Raw genomic sequence first — 22446 nt, 5'->3', positions numbered from 1 at the left:
TTCCGGGGTATTCACAATAATGACATTTTGAAATTGTCGAAACAGCAGACGGAGCGTTTTATCTGCCAGTCGGCGGGCGATTTGTTTCCGGAGTACTATGTTCTTCGGGTGAATGAGTTTGACCAGAAGGCAGTGACGCCTCTGGATGAATGGATAGTGTTCCTGAAGACGGGTGAAATTGGGATGGACACGCAGGCGCCTGGATTGGCGGAAGCGCGCGAGCGTTTGCAATTCTCTTCTTTGGACAAGCGAGACCGCGCCGCCTATCTCCGCAATATCGAAGACCTGCGCGTACAGCGCAGTGTGATGGACACCGCCCGCATCGAAGGGTTGGAAGAGGGGCGGAAGGAAGGACGTATGGAGGGCAGGATAGAAGGCCGTGAAGAAGGCCGTGAAGAGGGACGGGTGGAAGGACGGGCGGAAGGTGAAGCCAAAGGGCGAAGTGAAAGCCGCTTGGAAATCGCCCGGAATATGAAGTCGCTCGGAATTTCGATAGCAACCATTGCCCAGGCTACGGGGCTTTCAGTCGGGGAGATTGAGCGGTTGTAGTTGTTGGCGCGTTGTATTTTTATTGAAAGGTGTAGAGTAATCCGATGCTAAGCCCCAGGTTCATGATTTTGTTGAAGCCGATGTTGCCCCGGGTGTAGTCGTCGATTTTGTATTCTTCTTTGATGTTGAGGACGTAGTCTCCTTTTACTTTTAGGTCGAGTTTGACGTATTCGCTTAGTTCTATCAGCATGCCGATGTCAGGGCCGATGCCTGGCGAGAAGAGGTTGAGTTTTTCGGAGACGGAGGCGTCGCCGTAGAGGCTTGATTTCTGGTTGATGGCGATGTGGGTCATGTAGCCTCCGAAGTGGAGTCCGCAGTAAGGGAGCAGGGTTCTGTCCCATGTGGGGATGTAGAAGGTGGTTTCGATAACGAAGGGGATGAGGCTGCATTTGTAGCCCTGCGATATGTTGTCGTTGCTTGCGATGTCGGTTTTGAAGGTGTGGTAGCCGGCTTCCAAGCCCAGCCCGATGACCCGGTTGATGAGGTATTTGGCGGAGAGGTTGCCTCCCAGCCCGTTTTTGTTGATTTTACCGAAGTCTCCGAGGGGGTAGGTGTAGCCTGCGTTTATTCCCAGGAGGAAGCCGCTGTCGCTGTTCCGGTATTGTGCCCGGATGCCGCCGCAGATGAGCAGGCCGGCAAGGAGGAGATAGTATCTTTTTTTCATGTTATAGTTCTACAGTCTTTTCGGTTCTTGCATTGATTTGTTTTTCTACTTCATTGAGCTTTTCTTTGGCGTATTTGTCATCCTTTTTTATTTCCAGTGCTTTCTGATAGTAGAATTTGGCTATGGCGTATGATTTTTCTTTGTATGCTTTGTCGGCTTTCTGGATTTGTTCCTGGTATTCTTTGTTGCGGAGCGCCAGTTGTTCGGCTTCGATGAGTTTGTTTACCTCGGCGATTTTTTTCTGTATTTCTTCTTTGTCTATGGGCAGGATGGAGGCTGCTTTTTCGTAGTATACTTTTGCTCCGGCGTAATTTTTTTCGGCCAGGGCGTTTTCAGCCAATTCTTTGTTGTGGTTGAATTCTGCCAGGCGCTGTTGGTATTTGGCGGAGTTGAGTATGTTGTCGATTTCTTTTATCCTGTTTTTGGGGTAGGTTTCGCCGGTGTTGAGCTGGTCGGCTTCCGTGTAGTGGGTGCGGGCGATGGCGTAGCTTTCGGTTTTGAATGCTGCGTCCGCTTCGGCTATGATTTGGTTGTAACGGCTCATCAGTTCGGCTTTTTGCCGCTCTTCCTGCTGCCTGCGTGCCGCTTCTTCCTGTTTTTGTTTGTCACTTTCGGCTTTGGTGATGATGGCGTCAATTTCCGCTATTTTTTGCAGGGGGTATTTGTCCGCTACAGGCAAGTCTTTTGCCATGGTGAATTTTTCTTTGGCTGCGGTGTAGTCTTTTAGTGCAAACAGGCTGTCGCCGGATGTAATCAGCATTTTGTAGGTGCGTGCGTTTTGTGCGGCGATACTTTTTTCAGCTTGTTCCCTTTCGTTTTCTTTTTGGGCGATGGCGATTTTTTCTTCCAGTTCTTTTTTGTCGGGTTTTATTTCCAGGGCTTTTTGCCAGTTGGCGATGGCGTCTTGCCACTGTTTGCGGTTGAATGCGTTTTCGCCTTTTGTGCAGAGGTCGGTAAACAGTTGTTCTCTGGCCAGTGCTTCGGAGCCTCGTTGTGCCAGTGCTTTTCTTATTTCCTGTTCGGTTTTGGCGATTCTGCCTTTGATTTTTTCGGCGTATTCTTTGTCGAATGTGAAGTCGTCGAGTTCGTAGTTGTAGCTGAGGTTGGCGATTGCCTGCTCAAATATACTGATGTCTACGCCTTCTACCTGCGGTAATAAGGTGACGATGAGTTTTACGGGCGGGAAGTCGGGGTTGGTTTGGATTATTTCGTCGGGTACGTCGGTGTTGATATTGACAATTTTTGTGATGTAGCCATCTTTTTCAAAGGAGAGCCGGTAGTCGGCTCCTGTTCCGAGTTTTAAATCGAATCTGCCCCGTTTGCTTATTTCTTTTCTTTCCAGTTCGATGTTGTTTCTTAATATGACGATGCGTGCGCCTTCGCTACTGGCGTTTTCGATGACGAGGGTTCCGTTTATGTTTAAAGATTGAGCGGATAGCAGGTGGGAGAGGCATATTGCCAGCCCGAGCAGTATCTGTTTTTTCATAGATGTCCTGTTGTTGTTTATGTATTTGCTACAAAGCTAACAATATAAGCAAAAAAAAAGCCCCTTGCAGGGGCGCTTTTTTTGAGTTTATTTATTTTTTAAGATTTGTTTTAGCTCGTGTGATATATTTTTCAATATTTCTTGCTTCCGGAGAGTTGGGAAATTCGCTTTCTATTTTTTCATACACTTTTAACGCTGCGGCATAGTCGTTTGCTTTTTCATACGCCAATGCGTTTTTCATAAGGAATATGGGTGTTGAAAAGTCGTTCAGTTTGGATGAAGCTGCTTTTGCGTAGTAGTCGGCCGCTTTTTTGTATTCTTTTAACTGCATGTAAGCGTCTCCGATGTTGGCTATTGCCAGATTGGACATCAAGAAGTCGTCGGAAGAGAATTTCTGCAGGTAGTTGATGGCTTGGTTGTAGTCTCCCAAGTAGAGGAAGCAGAGCCCGCTGTAGTATTTGGCTAAGTTGCCCGACGGGGTGGAACCGTAGTTGTCTGCGATTTCCAGGAATCCGGTGATGTTGCCGTCGCCGTTTAATGCCAGGTTGAAAGAGTCTTGTTCAAAGTAGTTTTGCGCTCCGAATATCTGGTTGGCGGCTTCTTCTATTTTAGGGGCTTTGATGAATTTGTTGTACCCTAAGAATGCTCCGATGATGACAAGTATTATGATTACGGCATTGACGAGCATTTTTTGGTTGTTTTCGATAAATTGCTCTCCTCTTGTCAATACGTCTTCAATTTGCTCGAATTGATCGTCGTGTTTTTTTTCTTTTGCCATGATAATATGCTTTAAGCCTGTATTAATGTTCATTGTAAGTTGCAGGATGCAAAAGTAGTTTTTTAATTTTAAACTGAAAGTGAAAATAAAAATTATTTTTTCTTTTTATATCTTTGTCTGCCTTAATCAGAGGTATTTGCTTGCTAACAGGAGAGCCGATGTTTGTTAAAGAGCTGCATATCGTAAATTTCAAGAATATAGCGGAGGCGACGTTTGCGTTTAGCCGCCGTTTTAATTGTTTTGTCGGAAATAACGGGGCGGGGAAGACGAATGTGCTGGATGCGTTGCATCAGTTGTCGATGTGTAAGAGTTATTTTAATTTATCGGATACTCAGAATATACGGCATGAGGAGGCTTTTTTTGTGTTGCAGGGAAAGTATGAGCGGGAGGGAAATGAGATTGAGGTGTATTGTGGACTGAAGCGGGGGCAGAAAAAGGTTTTTAAAAAGAATCACAAGGCGTATGAGCGTCTTTCGGAGCATATAGGTTTGCTTCCGTTGGTTATGATTGCTCCGGAGGATGTTTCTTTGATAGACGGGGGGAGCGAGGAGAGACGGAGGTTGGTGGACGGTATTATCAGCCAAAGTGACCGCGATTATTTGCATGCATTGATTCGTTATAATAAGGCGTTGCAACAGCGCAATGCTTTGCTTCGGGCGTCGGATGGACGGGTGATAGACCCGATGATGCTGGAGGTGTGGGATGAGCAGCTGGTGAGTTGCGGGGAGAAGATATTGAAGGGCAGAATGGAGTTTGTGGGTGCTTTTGAGGCTTTTTTTCAACGGTATTATGAGTTGATTTCTTCGGGTAAGGAGGCGGTGTCACTGGCTTATAAGTCGTCGTTGCAGGAGGGGCAGGGTATGCAGGAGGCTTTGAAGGCTGCGGCGGAGAAGGATAGGATATTGGGGTATACGTCGGTGGGTATTCATCGGGATGATTTGAGTCTGGCCATCGGAGATTATCCGGTGAAGAAAATCGGGTCTCAAGGACAGAAAAAGACGTTTTTGATTGCTCTTAAATTGGCGCAGTATGCCTGGCTTTATCAGTTGAATAAGGTGAAGCCGTTGTTGCTTTTGGATGATATATTTGATAAGCTAGATGCGGAGAGGGTGCAGCGGATTATCGAGCTGCTCGGACAGGATATGTTCGGGCAGGTGTTTATAACGGATACGAACAGACAGCATTTGGATGATATATTGAAGTCGCAGGAGGTGGGGTATAAGTTGTTTTTTGCTCAGGGGAATGGTTCGTTTGTGGAATAATTAATCAGGAATGAGTATGCTGAATCAAGGGAAGACAATGAAATTGGATGAGGTGGTGGATTTGGCTCTGAGGCAGTTGGGGCTGGATAGGAGGTATCGGGAATGTGAGGTTACGGAGGTGTGGCCGGAGGTGGTTGGCAGAATGATTGCTTCCAAGACGAAGAGTTTGAGGATGGTGGAGGGGAAGTTGTTTGTTTGTTTTACGTCGGCTGTTGTTAAGAATGAGTTGCTGATGGTTAAGGAGGGGCTGATTGAGGCGCTGAATGCAAGGGTGGGGGAGAATGTGGTGAAGGATATTATTATAAAGTGATGAATCTAAAATTATAATCGGTTTTATGAATTTGATTGAATCAAGGGATCTTTTAAAGGCTTCGGAGAATTTGAATCGTTTCGGGGGAAATATGTTGGCGAAGCTGGTTATGTATGTCATGAGGCTGAATAAGATTAATAAGTTGTATTCGGATGTATATGATACGGATGCCCATGCTTTTTTGGATCGCTTGATTGAGGAGTTGGGGGTGAGTGTGGAGATTAAGGTGGAGGATTTGCAAAAGATTCCGAAGGAGGGTGCTTTTATTACTATTTCCAATCACCCGTTTGGAGGTTTGGACGGTATTATTTTGATACAGTTGTTGAGTAAGATTCGTCCGGATTATAAGGTGATGGCTAATTTCTTGCTGAAGAAAATAGAGCCTATCAAGGATTATTTTTTAGGTGTGAATCCGTTTGAGAGTTATAAGAGTGTTTCCAGTACGGCAGGGATAAAGGAGGCTTTGCGTCATTTGTCTGAAGGGAGTCCGCTCGGTTTGTTTCCTGCGGGAGAGGTGTCCGCTTATCAGGCCGATTCAAATATGATTGAGGATAAGGAATGGGGTGTTTCTGTACTGAAGATGATAAAGAAGGCGAATGTGCCGGTTGTCCCTATTTATTTTAAGGGTTCCAATAGTTTGTTGTTTCATCTTTTGGGTTTGATACATCCAATGTTGCGGACGGTGAAGTTGCCTTCCGAACTGTTGAATAAGAAGAATACGGTGGTGAAGCTAAGGGTTGGCAATCCGATATCGGTAGAGACTCAAAATTCATTTTCGGATATAGTGCAGTACGGAAAGTTTTTGCGGGCGAAGACTTATTTATTGGGTACTTCTTTGGAGGTGAAGAAGTTTTTTTTGAAGTCTCCCCAGGCCTCACCTAAGGCGGAGGAGATTGCTTTGCCGGTGGAACCGGAGGTTTTGTTGAAGGAGGTGCAAGGTATTGTTGAGGATTATCTTCTGTTTGATATGAAGAATTATAGTGTGTTTTGTGCACCTTCGATCAAGATACCGAATGTGTTGAATGAAATAGGGCGATTGCGGGAGGTTACTTTCCGGGCGGTAGGTGAAGGGACGAACCGCAGTGTGGATATGGATGAGTATGATCTTTATTATTTCCATTTGTTTATTTGGGATAATGATACGCATAAGATTGTTGGCGCTTACCGGGTCGGTAAGGGGAAGGATATTATTGACCGATATGGAGTGAAAGGATTTTATATTGATTCTCTTTTTAAGATAAAAAAGGCGATGTTGCCGATTTTGTATGAGTCCATAGAGTTAGGTCGTTCGTTTATTATAGAGGAGTATCAGCGTAAGCCTTTGCCGCTTTTCTTGTTGTGGAAGGGGATATTGTATTTCTTGATTAAAAATCCGGAGTATCGTTATCTGATAGGACCGGTTACTATTAGCGGGAAGTATACGGAGGCTTCTAAAGAGTTGATTATGAAGTTTATTATTCGTAATCATTATAATAATGAGCTGGCTCGCTTTGTTTCTTCCCGTTGTAAATATCGGGTGGAGACGAAGGATCCGGATATTGATGTTATGTTGCAGGCGACGCAAGATAATATAGGTGTTTTGGATAAAATGATTGGAGACATAGAGCCTTCCAGTGATAAGTTACCGGTTTTGTTGAAGAAATATATTTCTTTGAATGCTAAGATTGTGGGATTTAATATTGACCCTAAATTTAATATGTGCTTGGATGGGTTGCTTATATTGGATCTTTTCGATGTTCCGATGAATACAATTGAATCTTTGTCTAAGGAGATAAATGATGAAACAATACTGAATCGATTTACGGCAGATAATGTCGAATTGTAATGAGTAAGGCTATGTATGATGTTGTTTATATTTTTAGAGGGATGTTGATTGGTTTGATGGTTTCTGTACCATTGGGGCCGATGGGAGTGTTAATTATTCAGAAGACGTTGCATAAGGGTGCTTTGTCAGGTTTTATAGCAGGAATGGGAGCGGCTTGTGCGGATCTTTTTTATGCTTTTGTGGCGGCTTTTGGGTTGGGGTTTGTGGTGAATGCGATTAAAGCACATGAGGTGTTTCTTCAAATTATCGGAGGTATTTTTTTATTGGTGATTGGTTTGAAGATTTATTTTGATAATCCGTTGAAGCAGATAAAGGCTCGTCGGCGAGTGACGAAGAAGGGTTTGATAGGGGATTTTCTTTCTCTCTTTTTTCTGACAGTTTCTAATCCAGTGACTGTGATTGTGTTTATGGCGGTGTTTGCCGGAACGTCTGTATTAGGAGAGGTTCCGACATTTTTTACAGAGATATTGGTTTTGATGGGAATATTTTTAGGGGGATGTGCGTGGTGGTATGTCTTGTCGACGGTTGTAAATATTTTTAGAAGAAAATTCAGATTGAGGGTTTTGATAACAATTAACCGGGTGTCGGGTATTATTATAACGGTGTTGGGTGGTTTGGTTATTCTGTCAGCTTTTGAGCCGTTTCGTTCTATGCTTCCTCCCGCGGCTTGAATTTAATCCGACTTGTTCCTTTCCTTTCTTGATATTTTTTTAAATTTGCTCTCAAAATTTTTTATTATGAGAAAGGGAATCTTGGTGTTTGCAGCTATCGTGTTGGTTGGAATAGTTGTATATGCCATTTGGTATATAAACAGAAGGGGGGAGTTGTCAAACAATAGTAAAGATTCGTTTATACCTAATAATTCGGCATTGGTGGTGAGTTTCAATTCGGAGGGTTGTTTGTCGGATAAAATCCAAAAAGCTTTTTCTTCAGATATCCAGAATGTTCGTAAGCATTTGTTGTATCAGGCGGTTGATACTTTGATGGAGAGGGATTTTGTTTCTTTTGATTCCAGGGTATTGGCTTTACGTATGGAAGGTAAACGTAACCCGGTTTTGTTGTGGGTTATGGATAATCGGGATGTATTGTCCCGCAATGAAATTGTCAGTTTTTTCAGAGAGGTTTTCCCGAGTGTAAAAGAGAGTGTACGCAAGTATGGTGCTTATCGAATTTATTCGTTGGCTGTGAAAAAGGAGAAGATATATTATGCTATTGAAGAGGGGATGATTTTACTTTCTGATTCGGAATTGTATGTAGAAGATGCTTTAAAACAGTTTGAGGGGAAAAAGGAGGGTAAGAAGCGTAATGCTTCCTATGAGAATATCAATAAATATTTTTCAGTAGGTGCGGGAATGAATATTTTTTTGAATAAGGCTTTTTTTTCAGAGTGTTTTCCTCGGTTGTTTCAAACGAAGAAGTTGTTTCCAGAATTAGATATTACGCAATGTTTTAAGTGGGGGGCGCTGGATGGAGATATTTTATCAGCGGGTGTTGTGTTGAATGGTTTTATGAATTACAGCGATATGAATGCTTCTTTTATGAAGACTTTGCAGGGGCAAATTCCCAAAGAGTCTTCTATGGAGAATATTATTCCTGTTAATGTGCAGTCATTGCTGTTATTCAGTTTAAGTGATTTGAAAGGTTATTTAGTAATGCTTGATAATTATCGTTATGATAGTGGGGTTATTGAGAAGATAAGAAGAAAAAAGCAAGAATATGCAAGGCTTTTAGGCAAGAATGCTGAAACAGAGTTGGGGGAGTTGTTGCAAGGAGAATTTGCTTTTATTAGTACGGCCTTTAATGAAGCAAAAGAAGAAACGGAGGGAGCTGTGGTGGTAGGATTAAAATCCGGAGGGCTCTGTCGTGCATGGATTGAGGCGGTATTGGAAATAAATGCTAAAGTGAATAATGTACATCCGGAGAGTTATCGTCGTGTTTATAAATCCGATAGGGAGCAGGCATTTGCTTATTATAAATTTCCGGTGGAGGATTTGCCGTCTCTTTATTGGGGTGGTATTCTCGGAGGTGTAAAATCAAGATATGCTTTGGTCGTCGATAATTATTTGTTTCTGGCATCTTCGGAAAAAGTAATAGTTGATGTTTTGAAGGCTCATATACATCATAATTATATAAAAGATGCGGAGTGGTATAAACAATTAAAAACAAAGATGTCGGTGAAATCTAATTTAGCTTATTTTGCGAATATGCCTCGTGTGTTGCCTTATTATGAATATCTGGCTACAAAGGATGTACGAAAATATGTTGCTTCTCATCGGGATGAATTATCGGTTTTTTCTGCTTTAGCATTGCAATATTCAAATGAGGGGAATATGTTGTATAATACTGTTTTTTTGAGTACGGATGAAGTACGTACGACGACAGAACGTCCTCATTTATTATGGCAAACGAAGTTGGAAGCGGAGGTTTCAATGAAACCGGTTCCGGTTGTAAATCATAATACACAGGAGCGAGAATTGTTTGTGCAGGATGAATTCCATACGATTTATTTATTGAATGCTTCGGGACGAGTTTTGTGGCAGCAGAAAATAGACGGATCTATTAATAGTAAAGTTTATCAGGTCGATGCTTTGAAAAATGGAAAATTACAATATTTGTTTTCTACTTCTTCCCGGATTTATTTGATTGATCGCAACGGGCATCCGGTAACAGGTTTCCCGGTGTTATTAAAATCTTCTTGTGAGCAGGGAATTACAATGTTTGATTACGATAATAATAGAACGTATCGGATTTTTGTTCCTTGTGTTGATCAAAAGGTGTATTTATATGATATAAAGGGGGCATTGGTAAAAGGTTGGAATAGTCCGAAAGCAGATAAAAAGATTGTTACTCCGGTGGAACATTACCGAGTTGCGGGGAAAGATTATATTGTATATGCTGATCGCTATCGTCTTTATATTTTAGACCGTAAAGGAAATGAACGTGTCAGAGTGTCTTCTGTTTTTGACTTGGCTCCCCATACGGTTTTGTATTTAACAAAGCATGCGGGAAAATCGGTAATGGCTTTTTCTGATGGAAAAGGGACGATAAACTTAGTTGATTTTACCGGAAAGTTGAAGCAGATTATGTGTGGAAAACAAATGGATGAGGTGCAGATGAATGTGGCAGATGTGAATAATGACGGTTTAGATGAATTTATTTTTACCACAGGAGGGAAGTTGATAGTGTATAATCAAAAAGGGGAAAAGATTTATGAAAAAGAATTAGAAGCACATAGTTTGGATTTCCCTTATGTATATCGTTTTTCAAACGGGGATGTTCGGGTAGGTTTAATTGATAGGGAAAGGCATAATATGTTTATGTTAAGTTTGAAAAATGGTCTTTCAAAGGGTTTCCCGATAAGTGGGGACTCTCCTTTTTCTATAATTTTTGCAGATAATGGTGATTTTTATCTGTTGGCTGGAGAGGGAAATGGTAGTTTGATAAAATACAGAGTGCAGAGATAGGGTTTTGTAAGAGATTGTACGGGAGAATGAAAAAGTGTGGAAAAATTTGTTTTTTGTGTGCATTGGCATACTTTTGCGTTCGTTAAATTAGATTAATGATTATGACATTTTTGAAAAAAGCGAGTTGGAGTATTGTATTAAGTGCATTACTATGTTTATTCTCTTGTGGGGATTCAGATTTATTGAAGTTTGATAATGTTGGTGTAAAAAATTGGGAACCGGACTATACTTTACAATTGGCTTTTGCAAATTATACTGTATGGAAATTAATAGAGCAGACTGATAAAGAAAATTCACCGCTTATTAATGAAAATGATACGATTTTTATTCGTTATGAAGAGGACATATTTCATCTTGAAAAGGGGAATGTAATAGAATTGCCTCAAGCGATAGTTTCTTTTTATAAAAGTATTCCTGTGGGAGGTGTTTCGGAGGATTTAGTAGGGGCGTCATCTACAACTCCATTAGATTTGGAACTCCTTCCATTAGTGCGTACGATTAATTTTAAAAAAGGAGAATTGATTAAATTATGGGGATCTGTAGATGTTGAGTATAAATTATCTCGAGATATTGATTATGATACGCTGGAGGTGATGTTTACGAATATCCTTGATTCAAATTCTTTACAGCCGATATGTGTTAAATTTACTCCTCAAGATGCCTCTCCAAAATTGGAAAGGCTAAAGAATGTTGTATTTGATATGGAGGAACATCCCAATCAACTTCAATGTGAAATACGTGTAAAAGGATTGGTAGCACAAGCAGGGAGTTCATCGGAGTTAATCGTGTCAATTGATATAAAAAACATGGAGTGTTCCCAGATTAAAGCTAAAATAAATCCTTTGGAAATACCAATTCCGGCTGGAACATTTGATATGGGAATAGAGTTTTGGGATAATTTTAACGGGAGTTTCAAGTTTGCTAATCCGAAAGTTGATTTAATAGTTAAGCATTATGGGGTGGTCGTACCGATGCAAGCGGATATGAATTTTGTTGCTTATGGTGACAATAAGTCGGTGGCTTTGAAACCAAAGAGTGGTTATAAGCTGACATTTGAAGGTAAACAGGAAGAGATACAGGGCTATAATACATCGAATTCCAATATCGATACATTGTTGTCATTGCCGCCTAAGGATTCAATTTCTTATTCAGGGGAAGTCATTGTTTTTTATGATTCAAACGTGGTCGTGTTGAGTAAGGGAGATATAAATGCAGATGTGAAAGTGAAAGTTGAAATACCTCTTAATTTAAGTATAAAAGATGTGATATTTAATGATACCATAGATGATATCAACATTGCTGATGCAGATAAAATAAAATCAGCTAAAATTAAGGTACGGGCAGAAAATAATATCCCTTTGGGATTAGGAGCAGGCTGTCTGTATTTCTTGAATGAAACGAAAACACCGATAGATTCTGTGGTAGTAGAACATTTCTTAGATGCCCCGGAGTTAGAGGGAGGTCGTGTTATTTTACCTAAGGAAGGAGAAAATGATATTGAGCTTTCAAATGAGAATATACTTAATTTGAAAAGAACGAAGTATATCGTTATCTCCGTAAAAGCAGAAACAAGTGGAAATGGAGAGACATCTATTGTGATAGACCCAGGGGCAGAATTAAAATTGGGATTGATACTTGAGGCAAAATTGGATATGGATAAAATTTTCTAATCCTCTTCTTGTTCAGATTCTTCTTTCCCTTTTCCGGCAACTAATAAGACAATTTCACCTTTGACACCATTATGTGTGAAATATTCATGTAGTTCATTCAAGGTACCTCGTTTGTATTCTTCAAACTTTTTGCTGATTTCCCGAGCAACACATGCTTTTCTATCATTACCGAAAATCCCGGACATTTGTTCTAAGGCTTTGACTAATCGATAGGGAGATTCATAAAAGATAATTGTCCTGCTTTCCTCTGCTAAAGCTAAAAGACGTTTTTGGCGTCCCTTTTTTTGCGGAAGAAACCCTTCAAAACAGAATCGGTCGCAAGGAAAACCCGAATTAACCAATGCCGGAACAAAGGCAGTGGCTCCCGGTAAACACTCTGTTTCGATACCTTGTTCTACGCAGGTGCGAACAAGTAGAAAACCAGGGTCGGAAATACCGGGTGTTCCTGCATCACTGACGAGAGCTATATCTTCTCCCTTTTGCAATTTTTCAGCAATATTGGCAACTTGTTGATGCTCATTAAATTTATGGTGAGACAGTAAAGGTGTTTTGATATTATAGTGATGAAATAAGTTAGCGGTTGTTCGTGTGTCTTCCGCTAAGACGAGACTTACTTCTTTTAATAGACGAAGCGCTCTGAGTGTAATATCCTCTAGATTGCCGACAGGTGTGGGGATTAAATAAAGCTTGCCCATATTTATTATATTGAAAACATATAAGTTGCAAATATACTCTTAAGGGGAAAAAAAAGTATTTTTTTTTGGTAGAAATTAAATTTGCAGTATATTTGCATCCGCTAAAGTAAAAAGGACGGTCCGTTCGTCTAGGGGTTAGGACGCAAGATTTTCATTCTTGTAACACGAGTTCGATTCTCGTACGGACTACAAAAATAAGGGCATTAAGGTCCGTTCGTCTAGGGGTTAGGACGCAAGATTTTCATTCTTGTAACACGAGTTCGATTCTCGTACGGACTACGCTAAAAAGTTGAATTTATTAATTTGTAGAGATGGCAAATCATCAATCATCGGAAAAAAGAATAAGACAAACAGCAACAAGGAACGCTAGAAATCGCTATTATGCTAAAACAGCAAGAAATGCAGTTAAAAAATTGCGTAATTTGAACGAAAAGGCTGTAGCTCTTGAATTGTTGCCGAAAGTTGTTTCAATGTTGGATAAATTGGCAAAGAAAAATGTTATCCACGCGAATAAAGCGGCTAACTTGAAATCAAAATTAGCTTTGCACGTAAATAAATTGGTTTAATATTTATTTACTTATAATTATAGAAATAGAAAGAGAGTGTCGATAGACACTCTCTGTCTCTTTTTGTAGTGATACAAGAAGATTTTATAAACTTTCCTCTTTTTTATATCTGAGAAAAATCGTAAATTGTTCATACATAAAAATATTGTGTTATGTGTGGACAAAATCTTCCAATGAAATCCTGGGCAGAAGATGATAAACCCAGGGAAAAATTGCTTCGTAACGGAGTAACAGCATTATCAACGTATGAATTGTTGGCGATAATATTGCGTTCGGGAAATGTTGGAGAATCTGTATCTGATTTAGCTCATCGTATATTATCTGACTGTGGAAATGAATTGAACAATTTAGCACGTTTGAGTGTGCAGGAATTAGTTCAAAAGTATAAGGGTATAGGTGTGGCTAAAGCCACTTCAATAGTTGTCGCAATGGAAATAGGTAGGAGGCGTGCACGGGAAAAGATTGTATTGACACCATTAATTACTTCTAGTGCGGATGTGTATGCTTATATGGCCCCTTTGTTAAGGGATTTGGATCACGAGGAGTTTTGGGTATTATTTTTAAATCGGTCAAATCGAATTTTAGGATGTGAGCGTCTTTCTTCCGGAGGGATGGCAAGTACGGTGATAGATGTACGAGTACTATTCCGAAAAGCTTTGGAGATGAAAGCTCTTGCATTAGTGGTTGTTCACAATCATCCCAGTGCATCTCTACAACCAAGTCGGAATGACCGGGCTGTTACAGAGAAAATAAAGAATGTGGGAAATATGTTGGAAATAGCATTGCATGATCATGTAATAATTGCCGGTGATAAGTATTATAGTTTTGTTGATGAAGGAATATTAAATACGAGTCTTTATACGAGATGAATTTGATATGTCAAATTGTCACAAGTAGCTTGATATTTTGGGATTGGCAAAGATTTTGCTTAATTTTGTTACTGTTATAATAATATTTAGTAGTTAAATTACAGTAATAAAGATATGGCAGAAAAAAAAGAGAAAACATTTGAAGCGGAAGAAAATATAGATACGGTTCAAGAGGAGCAGGTGGCAGAAGATATTAAGCAGGAAGATGCCGGGAAGCAGGAAACCAAAACAGAATCGATATCATTGAAAGAATTAGAAGAAAAGATGGCTGCTACAAATGAAAAATATTTGCGGCTTTCAGCTGAGTTTGACAACTATCGTAAACGTACAATAAAAGAAAAAGCGGAATTGATTAAAAACGCCGGAGAAGAAGTTTTGAATAAAATATTGCCGGTTGTTGATAATTTTGAAAGGGCATTGGCAAGTATCGAGCAGTCTGACGATGTGGCAGCCTTACGTCAGGGAGTGGAATTAATCTATAATAGCTTTAAGGATTTTCTAACTCAAAATGGAGTGAAGGAGATAGCGTGTGTTAATACAGACTTTAATACGGATGAACAGGAGGCGGTGACGAAAATTCCGGCTCCGACACCGGAATTGAAAGGGAAGGTGGTTGATTGTATTCAAAAAGGTTATACGTTAAATGGAAAAGTGATGCGTTTTGCCAAAGTAGTGGTAGGTGAATAATGGCGTATCTTTTTGTAAATTTGTGCTCTAATTTAAAATAAAATGGCTGAAAAAAGAGATTATTATGACGTGCTTGGTGTGTCGAAAAATGCGGACGCGTCAGAAATAAAAAAGGCTTATCGGAAGCTGGCATTGCAGTATCATCCCGATAAGAATCCTGGAAATAAAGAAGCGGAGGAGAAATTTAAGGAAGCGGCGGAGGCTTATGATGTATTAAGTAATGAAGAAAAAAGAAGAAGATACGATCAATTTGGACATGCAGGTATGGGAGGAGGAGCTGGAGGATTTGGTGGAGCGGGAATGAGCATGGACGATATCTTCTCACAATTCGGTGACATTTTTGGAAGTTTTACTGGATTCTCCGGATTTGGTGGGGGAAGGCAGGCTCGTCATGTGAACAGGGGAACTAATTTGCGGGTAAAGGTGAAATTGACACTGGAGGAAATTGCAAAGGGAGTTGAGAAAAAAATAAAAGTAAAAAAATATGTTTCTGATTCTCATTGTAACGGGACGGGAGCAAAAGACGGAAAATCATTTTCGACTTGTTCAACATGCCACGGTAGTGGGCAGGTAACTCGCATACAGAATACGATATTGGGGCAGATGCAGACAACTTCTGTTTGTCCAACATGTGGAGGAGAGGGGAAAATTATTAATGAAAAATGTGTACATTGTAATGGAGAAGGGGTACTCCTTTCTGAAGAAGTACTGACATTAAATATTCCGGCAGGAGTGTCAAATGGGATGCAGTTGTCTATGAGTGGTAAAGGGAATGCGGCTCGTCGTGGGGGTATTAACGGTGATTTGATTGTAGTGATTGAGGAAATAGAACATGAAGAGTTGGTGCGGGATGATAGCGATTTACTTTACAATGCTTTTATTAGTTTCCCTGATGCAGTATTGGGAACAACGATAGAGATACCGACTTTGGAGGGAAAGGTGAAAATGAAAGTAGAAGCCGGGACGCAATCGGGAAGAATATTTCGTTTGCGAGGAAAAGGATTACCGGAAATAGAAGGGTATGGGAGAGGAGATTTGTTGGTAAAAGTAAATGTTTGGATACCAGTGAACTTGTCTAAAGAAGATAAAAAGCTCATGGAGCAACTTCAGGAAAATCCAATGTTCACCCCGGTTAAAAAAGGGGAGAAGACAGGTTTCTTCAAAAAAATGAAAGACCTTTTTGATAAATAAATCTGTGTAAAATAATGGAATTAATCCGGAATACTTTTAAGCAGGCCAATACGTTATTGGAAAATTTCATTGCGGATGATAAAAATATCCAACAAATTTGCAGGGCTGCCGATTTGATGGTTGCTGCATTGCAGAATGGTGGGAAAATTATAAGTTGTGGGAATGGCGGTTCTTTGTGCGATGCGATGCATTTTGCGGAGGAGCTGACAGGGCGCTTTCGTTGTGACAGACGGGCACTGCCTGCAGTGGCAATATCCGATCCGGCTCATATTACCTGTGTGGGGAATGATTACGGATTTGACTGTATATTTTCCAAATATATAGAGGCTCATGGATGCGAGGGCGATGTCTTGTTGGCAATTTCTACATCGGGGAATTCTCAAAATATCTTGAAGGCGGTAGATGAAGCTATTGGCAGGAAGATGAAAGTTGTTGGTCTGTTCGGGAAAGACGGAGGGAGGATGAAAGACAAATGTGACGTCAATATTATCGTCCCCTGGCACGAATATTCCGATAGAATACAGGAAATTCATATAAAAATCATTCACATTCTGATAGAATGTATAGAAAATCAATTATTTAAGAGAGATTAAAATTTTATATAAAAATGGGAAACAAAATTAATGATCCGATTGTACGTTTGATGGGGTTGAGATACAAATCTCATCCGTGGCATGGGATTGAAGTAGGGAATGAAGCTCCGGAAGTTTTAACCGCCTTCATTGAAATGGTACCGACTGATACGGTAAAATATGAATTGGATAAGGTGAGTGGCTATATCAAAATAGATCGTCCACAGAAATATTCCAATGTAGTGCCGGCGTTGTACGGCTTTGTACCTCAAAGCTATTGTGGAGACTTAGTGGCAGATTACTGTATGCAGCAAACCGGACGTGCAGATATATCGGGGGACGGAGACCCGTTGGATATTTGTGTATTGACGGAAAAAACTATTGCGCATGGTGACATTATCGCGCGTGTGCGTCCGATCGGAGGATTTCGTATGTTGGACGGAAACGAAGCGGATGATAAGATTATCGCGGTATTGAAGCATGATGCGACATACCATGGGTATAATGACATCAAAGACTTGCCCCATGTTTTCGTTGATAGATTGAAACACTACTTTTTAACCTATAAAGATATGCCGGGGATGGACGGGGAGAATGTTCAGAAAAAAGTGGTAATTACGGATGTATACGGAAAAGAAGAAGCCTTTGAAGTTATCCGGCGCAGTTTGGAGGACTATAAAAATCACTTTGAAGGATTGGAAGATATATTAAGTCGAGTGTAGTTTGCTTGATAATTCGACGGGAAGTCCCTTTGTTATAATCAAAGGGACTTCTTTTTTTGCTTTATTTGATTTATTACCTTCCCCAACAATCTTTGTCCAAACTCCGGTATTGTATAGCTTCCGCAATATGATGAGGCTGAATTACGGCCGTATCTTCCAAATCGGCAATTGTCCGGGAGAGTTTGATGATGCGGTCATAGGCTCTTGCGGATAATCCGAATTTTTGCATGGCGGTTTTTAATAGCGTCAGGCAAGCGGAATCCAACGGACAATATTTCTTTAAAAGAGTAGGTGTCATCTGTGCATTGCAATAAATACCGGCATACTCCTTGAAGCGTTCAGTTTGGATCCTGCGGGCACGGATAACCCGTTCCCGAATGCAACTACTGGATTCTGTCTCATTTGCGCTTGTCATTTTATCCAATTCAACGGGAACGACTTCAATGTGCATATCAATTCGGTCGAGCAGAGGACCGGAGATCCGCGACAGATATTTCCGGACGGCACCGGGAGGGCAGGTGCATTCTTTTGTCGGGTGATTGTAATAACCGCAAGGGCAGGGATTCATAGAGGCGATAAGCATAAAGTTCGCCGGATACTCCACACTCGAGCGGGCACGGCTGATTGTAATCTTGCGGTCCTCCAAAGGTTGGCGCATGACCTCCAACACATTGCGTTTAAATTCCGGTAATTCATCAAGATAAAGCACACCGTTGCATGCCAGAGAAATCTCGCCCGGAAGAGGATAATTGCCGCCGCCGATGAGGGCGATATCTGAAATAGTATGATGCGGTGCACGGAAAGGGCGGGTTGTAATCAGAGAAACATGGGGTGGCAACTTCCCGGCAACGGAATGAATCTTTGTTGTTTCCAAAGACTCCTCCAGCGTCATAGGAGGTAAAATGCCCGGTAGGCGTCTGGACAACATCGTCTTTCCGCTGCCGGGAGGTCCGATAATTAAAAGATTGTGAGAGCCAGCGGCGGCAATTTCCATCGAACGTTTCACATTCTCCTGTCCTTTCACGTCTTTAAAATCGAAAAAAGAGAAATCCGCAGGCATTTCTCCGGTTTCATTCATATTGAAGATGACGGGTGTAATCGGCTGGGGATTTTTCAAGAAATCGACCACTTCCCGCAGATGGGAGAAACCGTACACGTGAAGACCTTTTACCACAGCGGCTTCGTTGGCATTGCTAAGCGGAACAATCATATTTTTAAAGCCGTTTTCAAAAGCATTGACGGCAATCGGGAGTACTCCTTTGACGGGTACCAGGCTCCCGTCCAACGAAAGTTCTCCGGTGAAAACAAATTCCCGGAAATCTTGCAAAGGCAATTCTTCGTTGGCGAGTAAAATGCCGATAGCGATAGGCAAATCGTAGGCGGAACCTTCCTTTTTTACATCGGCGGGTGCCAGATTGATAATAATCCGTTTGCCGGGGATGCGGGAACCGATTTGCCGGAGAGCGGAATCTACGCGTTGCTGACTCTCTTTGATTGCATTGTCCGGCAAACCGACAATAATGAACTTCGCTCCGTTCAAAATATTTACTTCAATTGTCACCGGTAAAGCATTGATACCATTGACCGCACTGCTATAAATCTTAACTAACATATCGATGTAAATTTGACATACACGATAATAAGTTAAGACATTTTTAGCTTAAAACAAAATTATCCGAGGGGAGAATAGCTTTCAAGCGAAATCTGGTGGCCGTCAAAAACAGCGTAAGTATAGTGATTAATCCAGTCTCCCGTATTAATATAACGGCTTGAGGAAGTCAGGTTGATATCCAGAGGCAAATGCCGGTGACCGAAAATAAAATAGTCGAAATATTCTTTTTGAAGAACTTGGCGGCAATACTGTTCGATATCCTCCTTATCGGAGCCGCGGTATGCGTCCGCCTCAATTTTCCCGTTATCTTTCAGTCGGGAATGGGAAGACCATTTATGCGCAAATGCAATGCCGGCGTCCGGATGCAGCCAGCGAAAACAGTGTTGGAGAAAAGAATTGTGAAAAATCCTTTTAATAAAAAGATAACCTTTATCCTTCGGGTCTAAACCGTCACCGTGACCGATGTAAAACTTTTTATCGTTAAAAACAAACTGCTCGTCGTGAGTGTGGACAATCATACCGCACTCCTTTTGAAGATAATCGAAAGCCCAAATGTCATGATTCCCAGTAAAGAAGTGGACTTCGATGCCCGCATCGGTAAAATCGCAAATAGTAGCTAAAAAGCGGACAAATCCCTTAGGAACAACCCGTTTGTATTCAAACCAGAAATCGAAAATATCGCCTAACAAAAACAGTGCGGAACAATGCGGACGGATGGAATTCAACCAAGCCGTCACTTTTTGCTCTCTTTCCCGGTTATCTTTTAGGACCGAAGCTCCCAAATGCACATCGGAAAGAAAATAAATACACTTCCCATTCCCAGTTTTTTCCATAAACTTCAATGAAAGTTTATTTGATAATGACATTCAATCTTTCTTCCAAACGTCTTCCTGTCAGATTTTTTCCGGCAATTTCGTATTGTCTGTTGATAATATAATTGGCGGGAATATTCTGAATATTCCAGACTGCGGCTGCACGACTTCTTACATTAGCTCCGTCGTGTACGCAAATCCATTTAATATCATATTTCCGAACTAATTCTTCCCATAATAGCTTATTGGGGTCGAGGCAAACCTGATAAATTTCAAGCCCTTTTCCTTTGAATTGGTTGTAAATCTTTTTCAACTCTTTGATATAGGCTTCGCATCCCTCAGCACTTAATACCGTAAAATCAAGCAGAATATATTTGCCGCGCAAAGAACTTAAATCAATGGTATCACCTTTCACATTCGGCAGAGAGATTTCCGGCAAATTGTTTTCGGAATTGACAATAAGCTCCCGCATTTTTTGATTGCCCCGTTGCTTCATAATCCGGTCATGATGTGCAAGTAGTGCTTTTGTGTATTGGGATTCCGGATACAGCGTACTCATAGAAGTTGCCACAATACGGTAAGATTGCAAATCGGTATCGGGAGACAGAATAAAATTCGCATTATTGATTTTTTGATAAAGAACATAATAAGAAGCAGGCGAAAGTGCATTTTCAATAATAAAATTGCGGGAATAACGTACTTGGTTTACGAATGTTGAATCCCATTCTGCTTCCAGAGCTTTTCGTTCCGTATCGAACTTCTTCTCTTGAGGGAGAGCATCATAGCTTTTTCTTAAAGACTCCAGCTTGCTTTGTGTCTTGCGTAACTCGGCAGCAAAAGACTTAATCAGAGCGGAACTTTCCGAGCCTTCAATATCGTAATTTTCATGGAACTTATTCCAGGTGCCTGTAATATTTATATCCTTGTTCGGTTCGGCAACAAACGTAACAGGGTGATTCTTGCCGACGCGCAATCTGTAAAAAGTAGGTTCTTTCGCTTCCAATTGGAACGAAAACCGTCCGTTGCTACCCAATTTGGCAGAATCGACTGTAATGATGTCATCTACATTCACCCGGTCAAGGTAAACTACTTGTTTACCGCCCTCTTTAATTTCACCTTTGATTTTTACTGTATCTTTATCGCTGCAGGAAGCCAGCGCTAACAAGGTAATGCTCCAAAAAAAGAAATGTTTCATATAATTATATTGATTTTGTATCTAACTTTTGCCTGCGCAAATTACGACTTTTTTGAGAAACTTAAAAGGTTAAAAAGGAAAAGAGTTGAAAAGAACAAACCTTTCAACTCTTCAACTTCTGTGGGTCCTGAGGGATTCGAACCCCCGACCCTCTGGGTGTAAACCAGATGCTCTGAACCAACTGAGCTAAGAACCCCGACACATGATTACGGCTGCAAATGTAAACGAATTTTTTATTCTGACAAAATCTTTCATAAAATAATTGTAAGAAATTCTATCTTTGTTTCAAACGAAATAAGAATGCTTTACACACCAAAAAAGATGCGAAAAAAAATCATTTTGTTGTTCTTGTTTTTCTTGCCAATCTTGTGGCAAGAAGTGAAAGCGATGAACGACACCACAGCAGTGGCGACGACACCGTTTGATTATGAAAATGTCCGGAATTATATATTTTCCAATCTGGTTTATCCGAAACAGGCGATTGCCGAAGAAATAGAGGGAACCGTGCGGATACACTTTACATTGATGCAAACCGGGGAAATAGACAGTGTCTGGATTGTGGAATCCGTTCATCCTCTGTTGGATGCGGAAGCGATGAGGCTCATCGGTGAAATGCCGCGTTGGAAACCCCTCTACGTAAACGGGCAGCCGATATCATTGAGTTATGAGATACCGGTCATATTTGAATTATTGTCGGACACCTTAAACCTAAAATAACATGGAAGGAATCATTGAAATCGAAGGCATGGAATTTTATGCCTACCACGGTTGCTTTGAAGCGGAACAATTGGTCGGAAACAAATTTCTGGTATATGCGGCAATTCGTTACGATTGCTCGCGGGCGGCGCAATCTGATTGCATCCAAGACGCATTGAGTTATCAGACAGCGTATGAAATTATCGCCGGAGAAATGATGAAAACATCGCATCTGCTTGAACATGTGGCGCAACGAATCATAAAAGCTCTTTATGCTTCCTTTCCTCAAACCCTTTATGTTAAAATAAAAATAGCCAAACTGAATCCGCCGATAGGAGGAAAGGTAGGGGCAACAAGTGTCACATTGGAGAAATAAATTTGTTTTTTTTGGAAATTCGTAAAATTGCAATATCTTTGCCTTGCAAAACTGCAAAAAGGTCGGTTGGCCGAAGGGTTAGGCACCGGTCTGCAAAACCGTCTAAAGCAGTTCGACTCTGCTACCGACCTCAAAAAATCAGCCATTTTCAAATGGCTGATTTTTTACTTTTCTTCCTTTCTAATCCATCTTTAAAATGAAAGCTATTGTTTCCAAATAAAAAAGAGTATGTTTTTGATGCAAAAAGAGGCTCTTTTTGTACTAAAAAGAGCCTCTTTTTTTTCAAACTAAATATCTATTTTCAATGAATGTCCGCAAAAAACAAATAAGTATCTGATATTTAAAATATTAGCAATCACATTTAGATGCATCCGGCTTAATGACTAAACCCGTTATTTTTAAACCTATCGTTTTGCTACCGAAAACCTATCGTTTTTGAGGTAAA

At 40.8% G+C, this 22446-nt stretch carries 23 protein-coding genes and 4 tRNA genes; 19 read left to right on the top strand and 8 right to left on the bottom strand.

Features of this window, described 5'->3' with window-relative positions; genetic code table 11:
- Positions 1 to 549, top strand: a 549-nt coding sequence (locus tag NFR61_RS09980; protein WP_478354337.1) for a nuclease/transposase family protein, incomplete at its 5' end; no start/stop codon positions are given.
- A 19-nt stretch (positions 550 to 568) separates the two neighbouring features.
- Here NFR61_RS09980 and NFR61_RS11210 read toward each other — a convergent pair.
- The gene (locus NFR61_RS11210; RefSeq protein WP_338150544.1) at positions 569 to 841 is read right to left on the bottom strand and encodes a hypothetical protein; all 273 of its coding nucleotides are present in this window, start codon (positions 839 to 841) and stop codon (positions 569 to 571) included.
- Between NFR61_RS11210 and NFR61_RS11205 the strand changes: the two genes are divergently transcribed.
- Positions 833 to 1249 (top strand): hypothetical protein, encoded by a 417-nt coding sequence (locus NFR61_RS11205; protein WP_338150543.1) that lies wholly within the window; start codon positions 833 to 835, stop codon positions 1247 to 1249. The genes NFR61_RS11210 and NFR61_RS11205 overlap by 9 nt on opposite strands.
- Here the strand turns inward: NFR61_RS11205 and NFR61_RS09970 are convergent.
- Positions 1215 to 2699 carry a hypothetical protein gene (locus NFR61_RS09970; RefSeq protein WP_251623567.1) on the bottom strand — a complete coding sequence of 495 codons (1485 nt, stop codon included), beginning with the start codon at positions 2697 to 2699 and terminating at the stop codon, positions 1215 to 1217. The genes NFR61_RS11205 and NFR61_RS09970 overlap by 35 nt on opposite strands.
- 91 nt (positions 2700 to 2790) lie before the next feature.
- Complete coding sequence (locus NFR61_RS09965) at positions 2791 to 3477, bottom strand: tetratricopeptide repeat protein (RefSeq protein WP_251623565.1); 687 nt, start codon at positions 3475 to 3477, stop codon at positions 2791 to 2793.
- A 158-nt stretch (positions 3478 to 3635) separates the two neighbouring features.
- Between NFR61_RS09965 and recF the strand changes: the two genes are divergently transcribed.
- The 6 genes from recF to NFR61_RS09935 all read left to right on the top strand — a co-directional run bounded on the left by recF (position 3636) and on the right by NFR61_RS09935 (position 12008).
- The gene (gene recF / locus NFR61_RS09960; protein WP_251623563.1) at positions 3636 to 4739 is read left to right on the top strand and encodes a DNA replication/repair protein RecF; all 1104 of its coding nucleotides are present in this window, start codon (positions 3636 to 3638) and stop codon (positions 4737 to 4739) included.
- 16 nt (positions 4740 to 4755) lie between these two features.
- Positions 4756 to 5049 (top strand): DciA family protein, encoded by a 294-nt coding sequence (locus NFR61_RS09955; RefSeq protein WP_251623561.1) that lies wholly within the window; start codon positions 4756 to 4758, stop codon positions 5047 to 5049.
- 25 nt (positions 5050 to 5074) lie between these two features.
- Complete coding sequence (locus NFR61_RS09950) at positions 5075 to 6874, top strand: lysophospholipid acyltransferase family protein (RefSeq protein ID WP_251623559.1); 1800 nt, start codon at positions 5075 to 5077, stop codon at positions 6872 to 6874.
- A gap of 11 nt (positions 6875 to 6885) precedes the next feature.
- Positions 6886 to 7545, top strand: coding sequence for a LysE family translocator (locus tag NFR61_RS09945; RefSeq protein WP_251623557.1), 660 nt, complete (start codon positions 6886 to 6888; stop codon positions 7543 to 7545).
- 66 nt (positions 7546 to 7611) lie between these two features.
- Entirely contained in the window at positions 7612 to 10338 is a 2727-nt protein-coding gene (locus NFR61_RS09940; RefSeq protein ID WP_251623555.1) for a WD40 repeat domain-containing protein, read from the top strand.
- Between the two features lie 101 nt (positions 10339 to 10439).
- Positions 10440 to 12008, top strand: coding sequence for a hypothetical protein (locus NFR61_RS09935; protein WP_251623552.1), 1569 nt, complete (start codon positions 10440 to 10442; stop codon positions 12006 to 12008).
- Here NFR61_RS09935 and rsmI read toward each other — a convergent pair.
- Positions 12005 to 12703 (bottom strand): 16S rRNA (cytidine(1402)-2'-O)-methyltransferase, encoded by a 699-nt coding sequence (gene rsmI, locus NFR61_RS09930; RefSeq protein ID WP_251623550.1) that lies wholly within the window; start codon positions 12701 to 12703, stop codon positions 12005 to 12007. The two genes, NFR61_RS09935 and rsmI, sit on opposite strands and share 4 nt — an antisense overlap.
- Positions 12704 to 12820: 117 nt before the next feature.
- On the opposite strand from rsmI, the gene NFR61_RS09925 reads away from it, so the two are divergent.
- The 8 genes from NFR61_RS09925 to NFR61_RS09890 all read left to right on the top strand — a co-directional run bounded on the left by NFR61_RS09925 (position 12821) and on the right by NFR61_RS09890 (position 17310).
- A tRNA-Glu gene (locus NFR61_RS09925) sits at positions 12821 to 12892 on the top strand.
- An 18-nt stretch (positions 12893 to 12910) separates the two neighbouring features.
- Positions 12911 to 12982, top strand: a tRNA-Glu gene (locus NFR61_RS09920).
- Between the two features lie 32 nt (positions 12983 to 13014).
- Positions 13015 to 13269: a 30S ribosomal protein S20 gene (rpsT, locus tag NFR61_RS09915; protein ID WP_251623549.1), complete on the top strand. Its 255-nt coding sequence runs from the start codon at positions 13015 to 13017 to the stop codon at positions 13267 to 13269.
- Positions 13270 to 13421: 152 nt separating this feature from the next.
- A complete protein-coding gene (radC, locus tag NFR61_RS09910; RefSeq protein ID WP_251623548.1) occupies positions 13422 to 14138 on the top strand; it encodes a RadC family protein in 717 nt (238 codons plus the stop codon).
- 114 nt (positions 14139 to 14252) lie between these two features.
- Complete coding sequence (locus NFR61_RS09905) at positions 14253 to 14825, top strand: nucleotide exchange factor GrpE (RefSeq protein ID WP_251623547.1); 573 nt, start codon at positions 14253 to 14255, stop codon at positions 14823 to 14825.
- Between the two features lie 42 nt (positions 14826 to 14867).
- Complete coding sequence (dnaJ, locus tag NFR61_RS09900) at positions 14868 to 16016, top strand: molecular chaperone DnaJ (RefSeq protein ID WP_251623546.1); 1149 nt, start codon at positions 14868 to 14870, stop codon at positions 16014 to 16016.
- A 14-nt stretch (positions 16017 to 16030) separates the two neighbouring features.
- Positions 16031 to 16609, top strand: a complete 579-nt coding sequence (gene lpcA, locus NFR61_RS09895; protein ID WP_251623545.1) for a D-sedoheptulose 7-phosphate isomerase — start codon at positions 16031 to 16033, stop codon at positions 16607 to 16609.
- 14 nt (positions 16610 to 16623) lie between these two features.
- On the top strand, positions 16624 to 17310 hold the full coding sequence (locus NFR61_RS09890) for an inorganic pyrophosphatase (RefSeq protein ID WP_251623544.1): 687 nt from the start codon (positions 16624 to 16626) through the stop codon (positions 17308 to 17310).
- A gap of 73 nt (positions 17311 to 17383) precedes the next feature.
- Here the strand turns inward: NFR61_RS09890 and NFR61_RS09885 are convergent, their stop codons facing one another.
- The 4 genes from NFR61_RS09885 to NFR61_RS09870 all read right to left on the bottom strand — a co-directional run bounded on the left by NFR61_RS09885 (position 17384) and on the right by NFR61_RS09870 (position 21125).
- Positions 17384 to 18922 carry a YifB family Mg chelatase-like AAA ATPase gene (locus tag NFR61_RS09885; protein WP_251623543.1) on the bottom strand — a complete coding sequence of 513 codons (1539 nt, stop codon included), beginning with the start codon at positions 18920 to 18922 and terminating at the stop codon, positions 17384 to 17386.
- Positions 18923 to 18981: 59 nt separating this feature from the next.
- Positions 18982 to 19755, bottom strand: coding sequence for a UDP-2,3-diacylglucosamine diphosphatase (locus tag NFR61_RS09880; protein ID WP_251623542.1), 774 nt, complete (start codon positions 19753 to 19755; stop codon positions 18982 to 18984).
- 16 nt (positions 19756 to 19771) lie between these two features.
- Positions 19772 to 20929: a TlpA disulfide reductase family protein gene (locus NFR61_RS09875; protein WP_251623541.1), complete on the bottom strand. Its 1158-nt coding sequence runs from the start codon at positions 20927 to 20929 to the stop codon at positions 19772 to 19774.
- Between the two features lie 121 nt (positions 20930 to 21050).
- A tRNA-Val gene (locus tag NFR61_RS09870) sits at positions 21051 to 21125 on the bottom strand.
- A gap of 125 nt (positions 21126 to 21250) precedes the next feature.
- On the opposite strand from NFR61_RS09870, the gene NFR61_RS09865 reads away from it, so the two are divergent.
- From NFR61_RS09865 to NFR61_RS09855, 3 genes are all read left to right on the top strand, one after another.
- Complete coding sequence (locus NFR61_RS09865) at positions 21251 to 21646, top strand: energy transducer TonB (protein ID WP_251623540.1); 396 nt, start codon at positions 21251 to 21253, stop codon at positions 21644 to 21646.
- A gap of 1 nt (position 21647) precedes the next feature.
- Complete coding sequence (gene folB, locus NFR61_RS09860; RefSeq protein WP_251623539.1) at positions 21648 to 22001, top strand: dihydroneopterin aldolase; 354 nt, start codon at positions 21648 to 21650, stop codon at positions 21999 to 22001.
- A gap of 60 nt (positions 22002 to 22061) precedes the next feature.
- Positions 22062 to 22132 (top strand) — tRNA-Cys (locus NFR61_RS09855).
- Positions 22133 to 22446 lie beyond the last annotated feature (314 nt).

It is taken from the genome of Odoribacter lunatus, from assembly GCF_943193135.1.
In the GTDB taxonomy this organism is placed as follows: domain Bacteria; phylum Bacteroidota; class Bacteroidia; order Bacteroidales; family Marinifilaceae; genus Culturomica; species Culturomica lunata.
The sequence above is the reverse complement of the archived record's forward strand: the minus strand, read 5'-3'. Positions and strand labels throughout refer to the sequence as shown.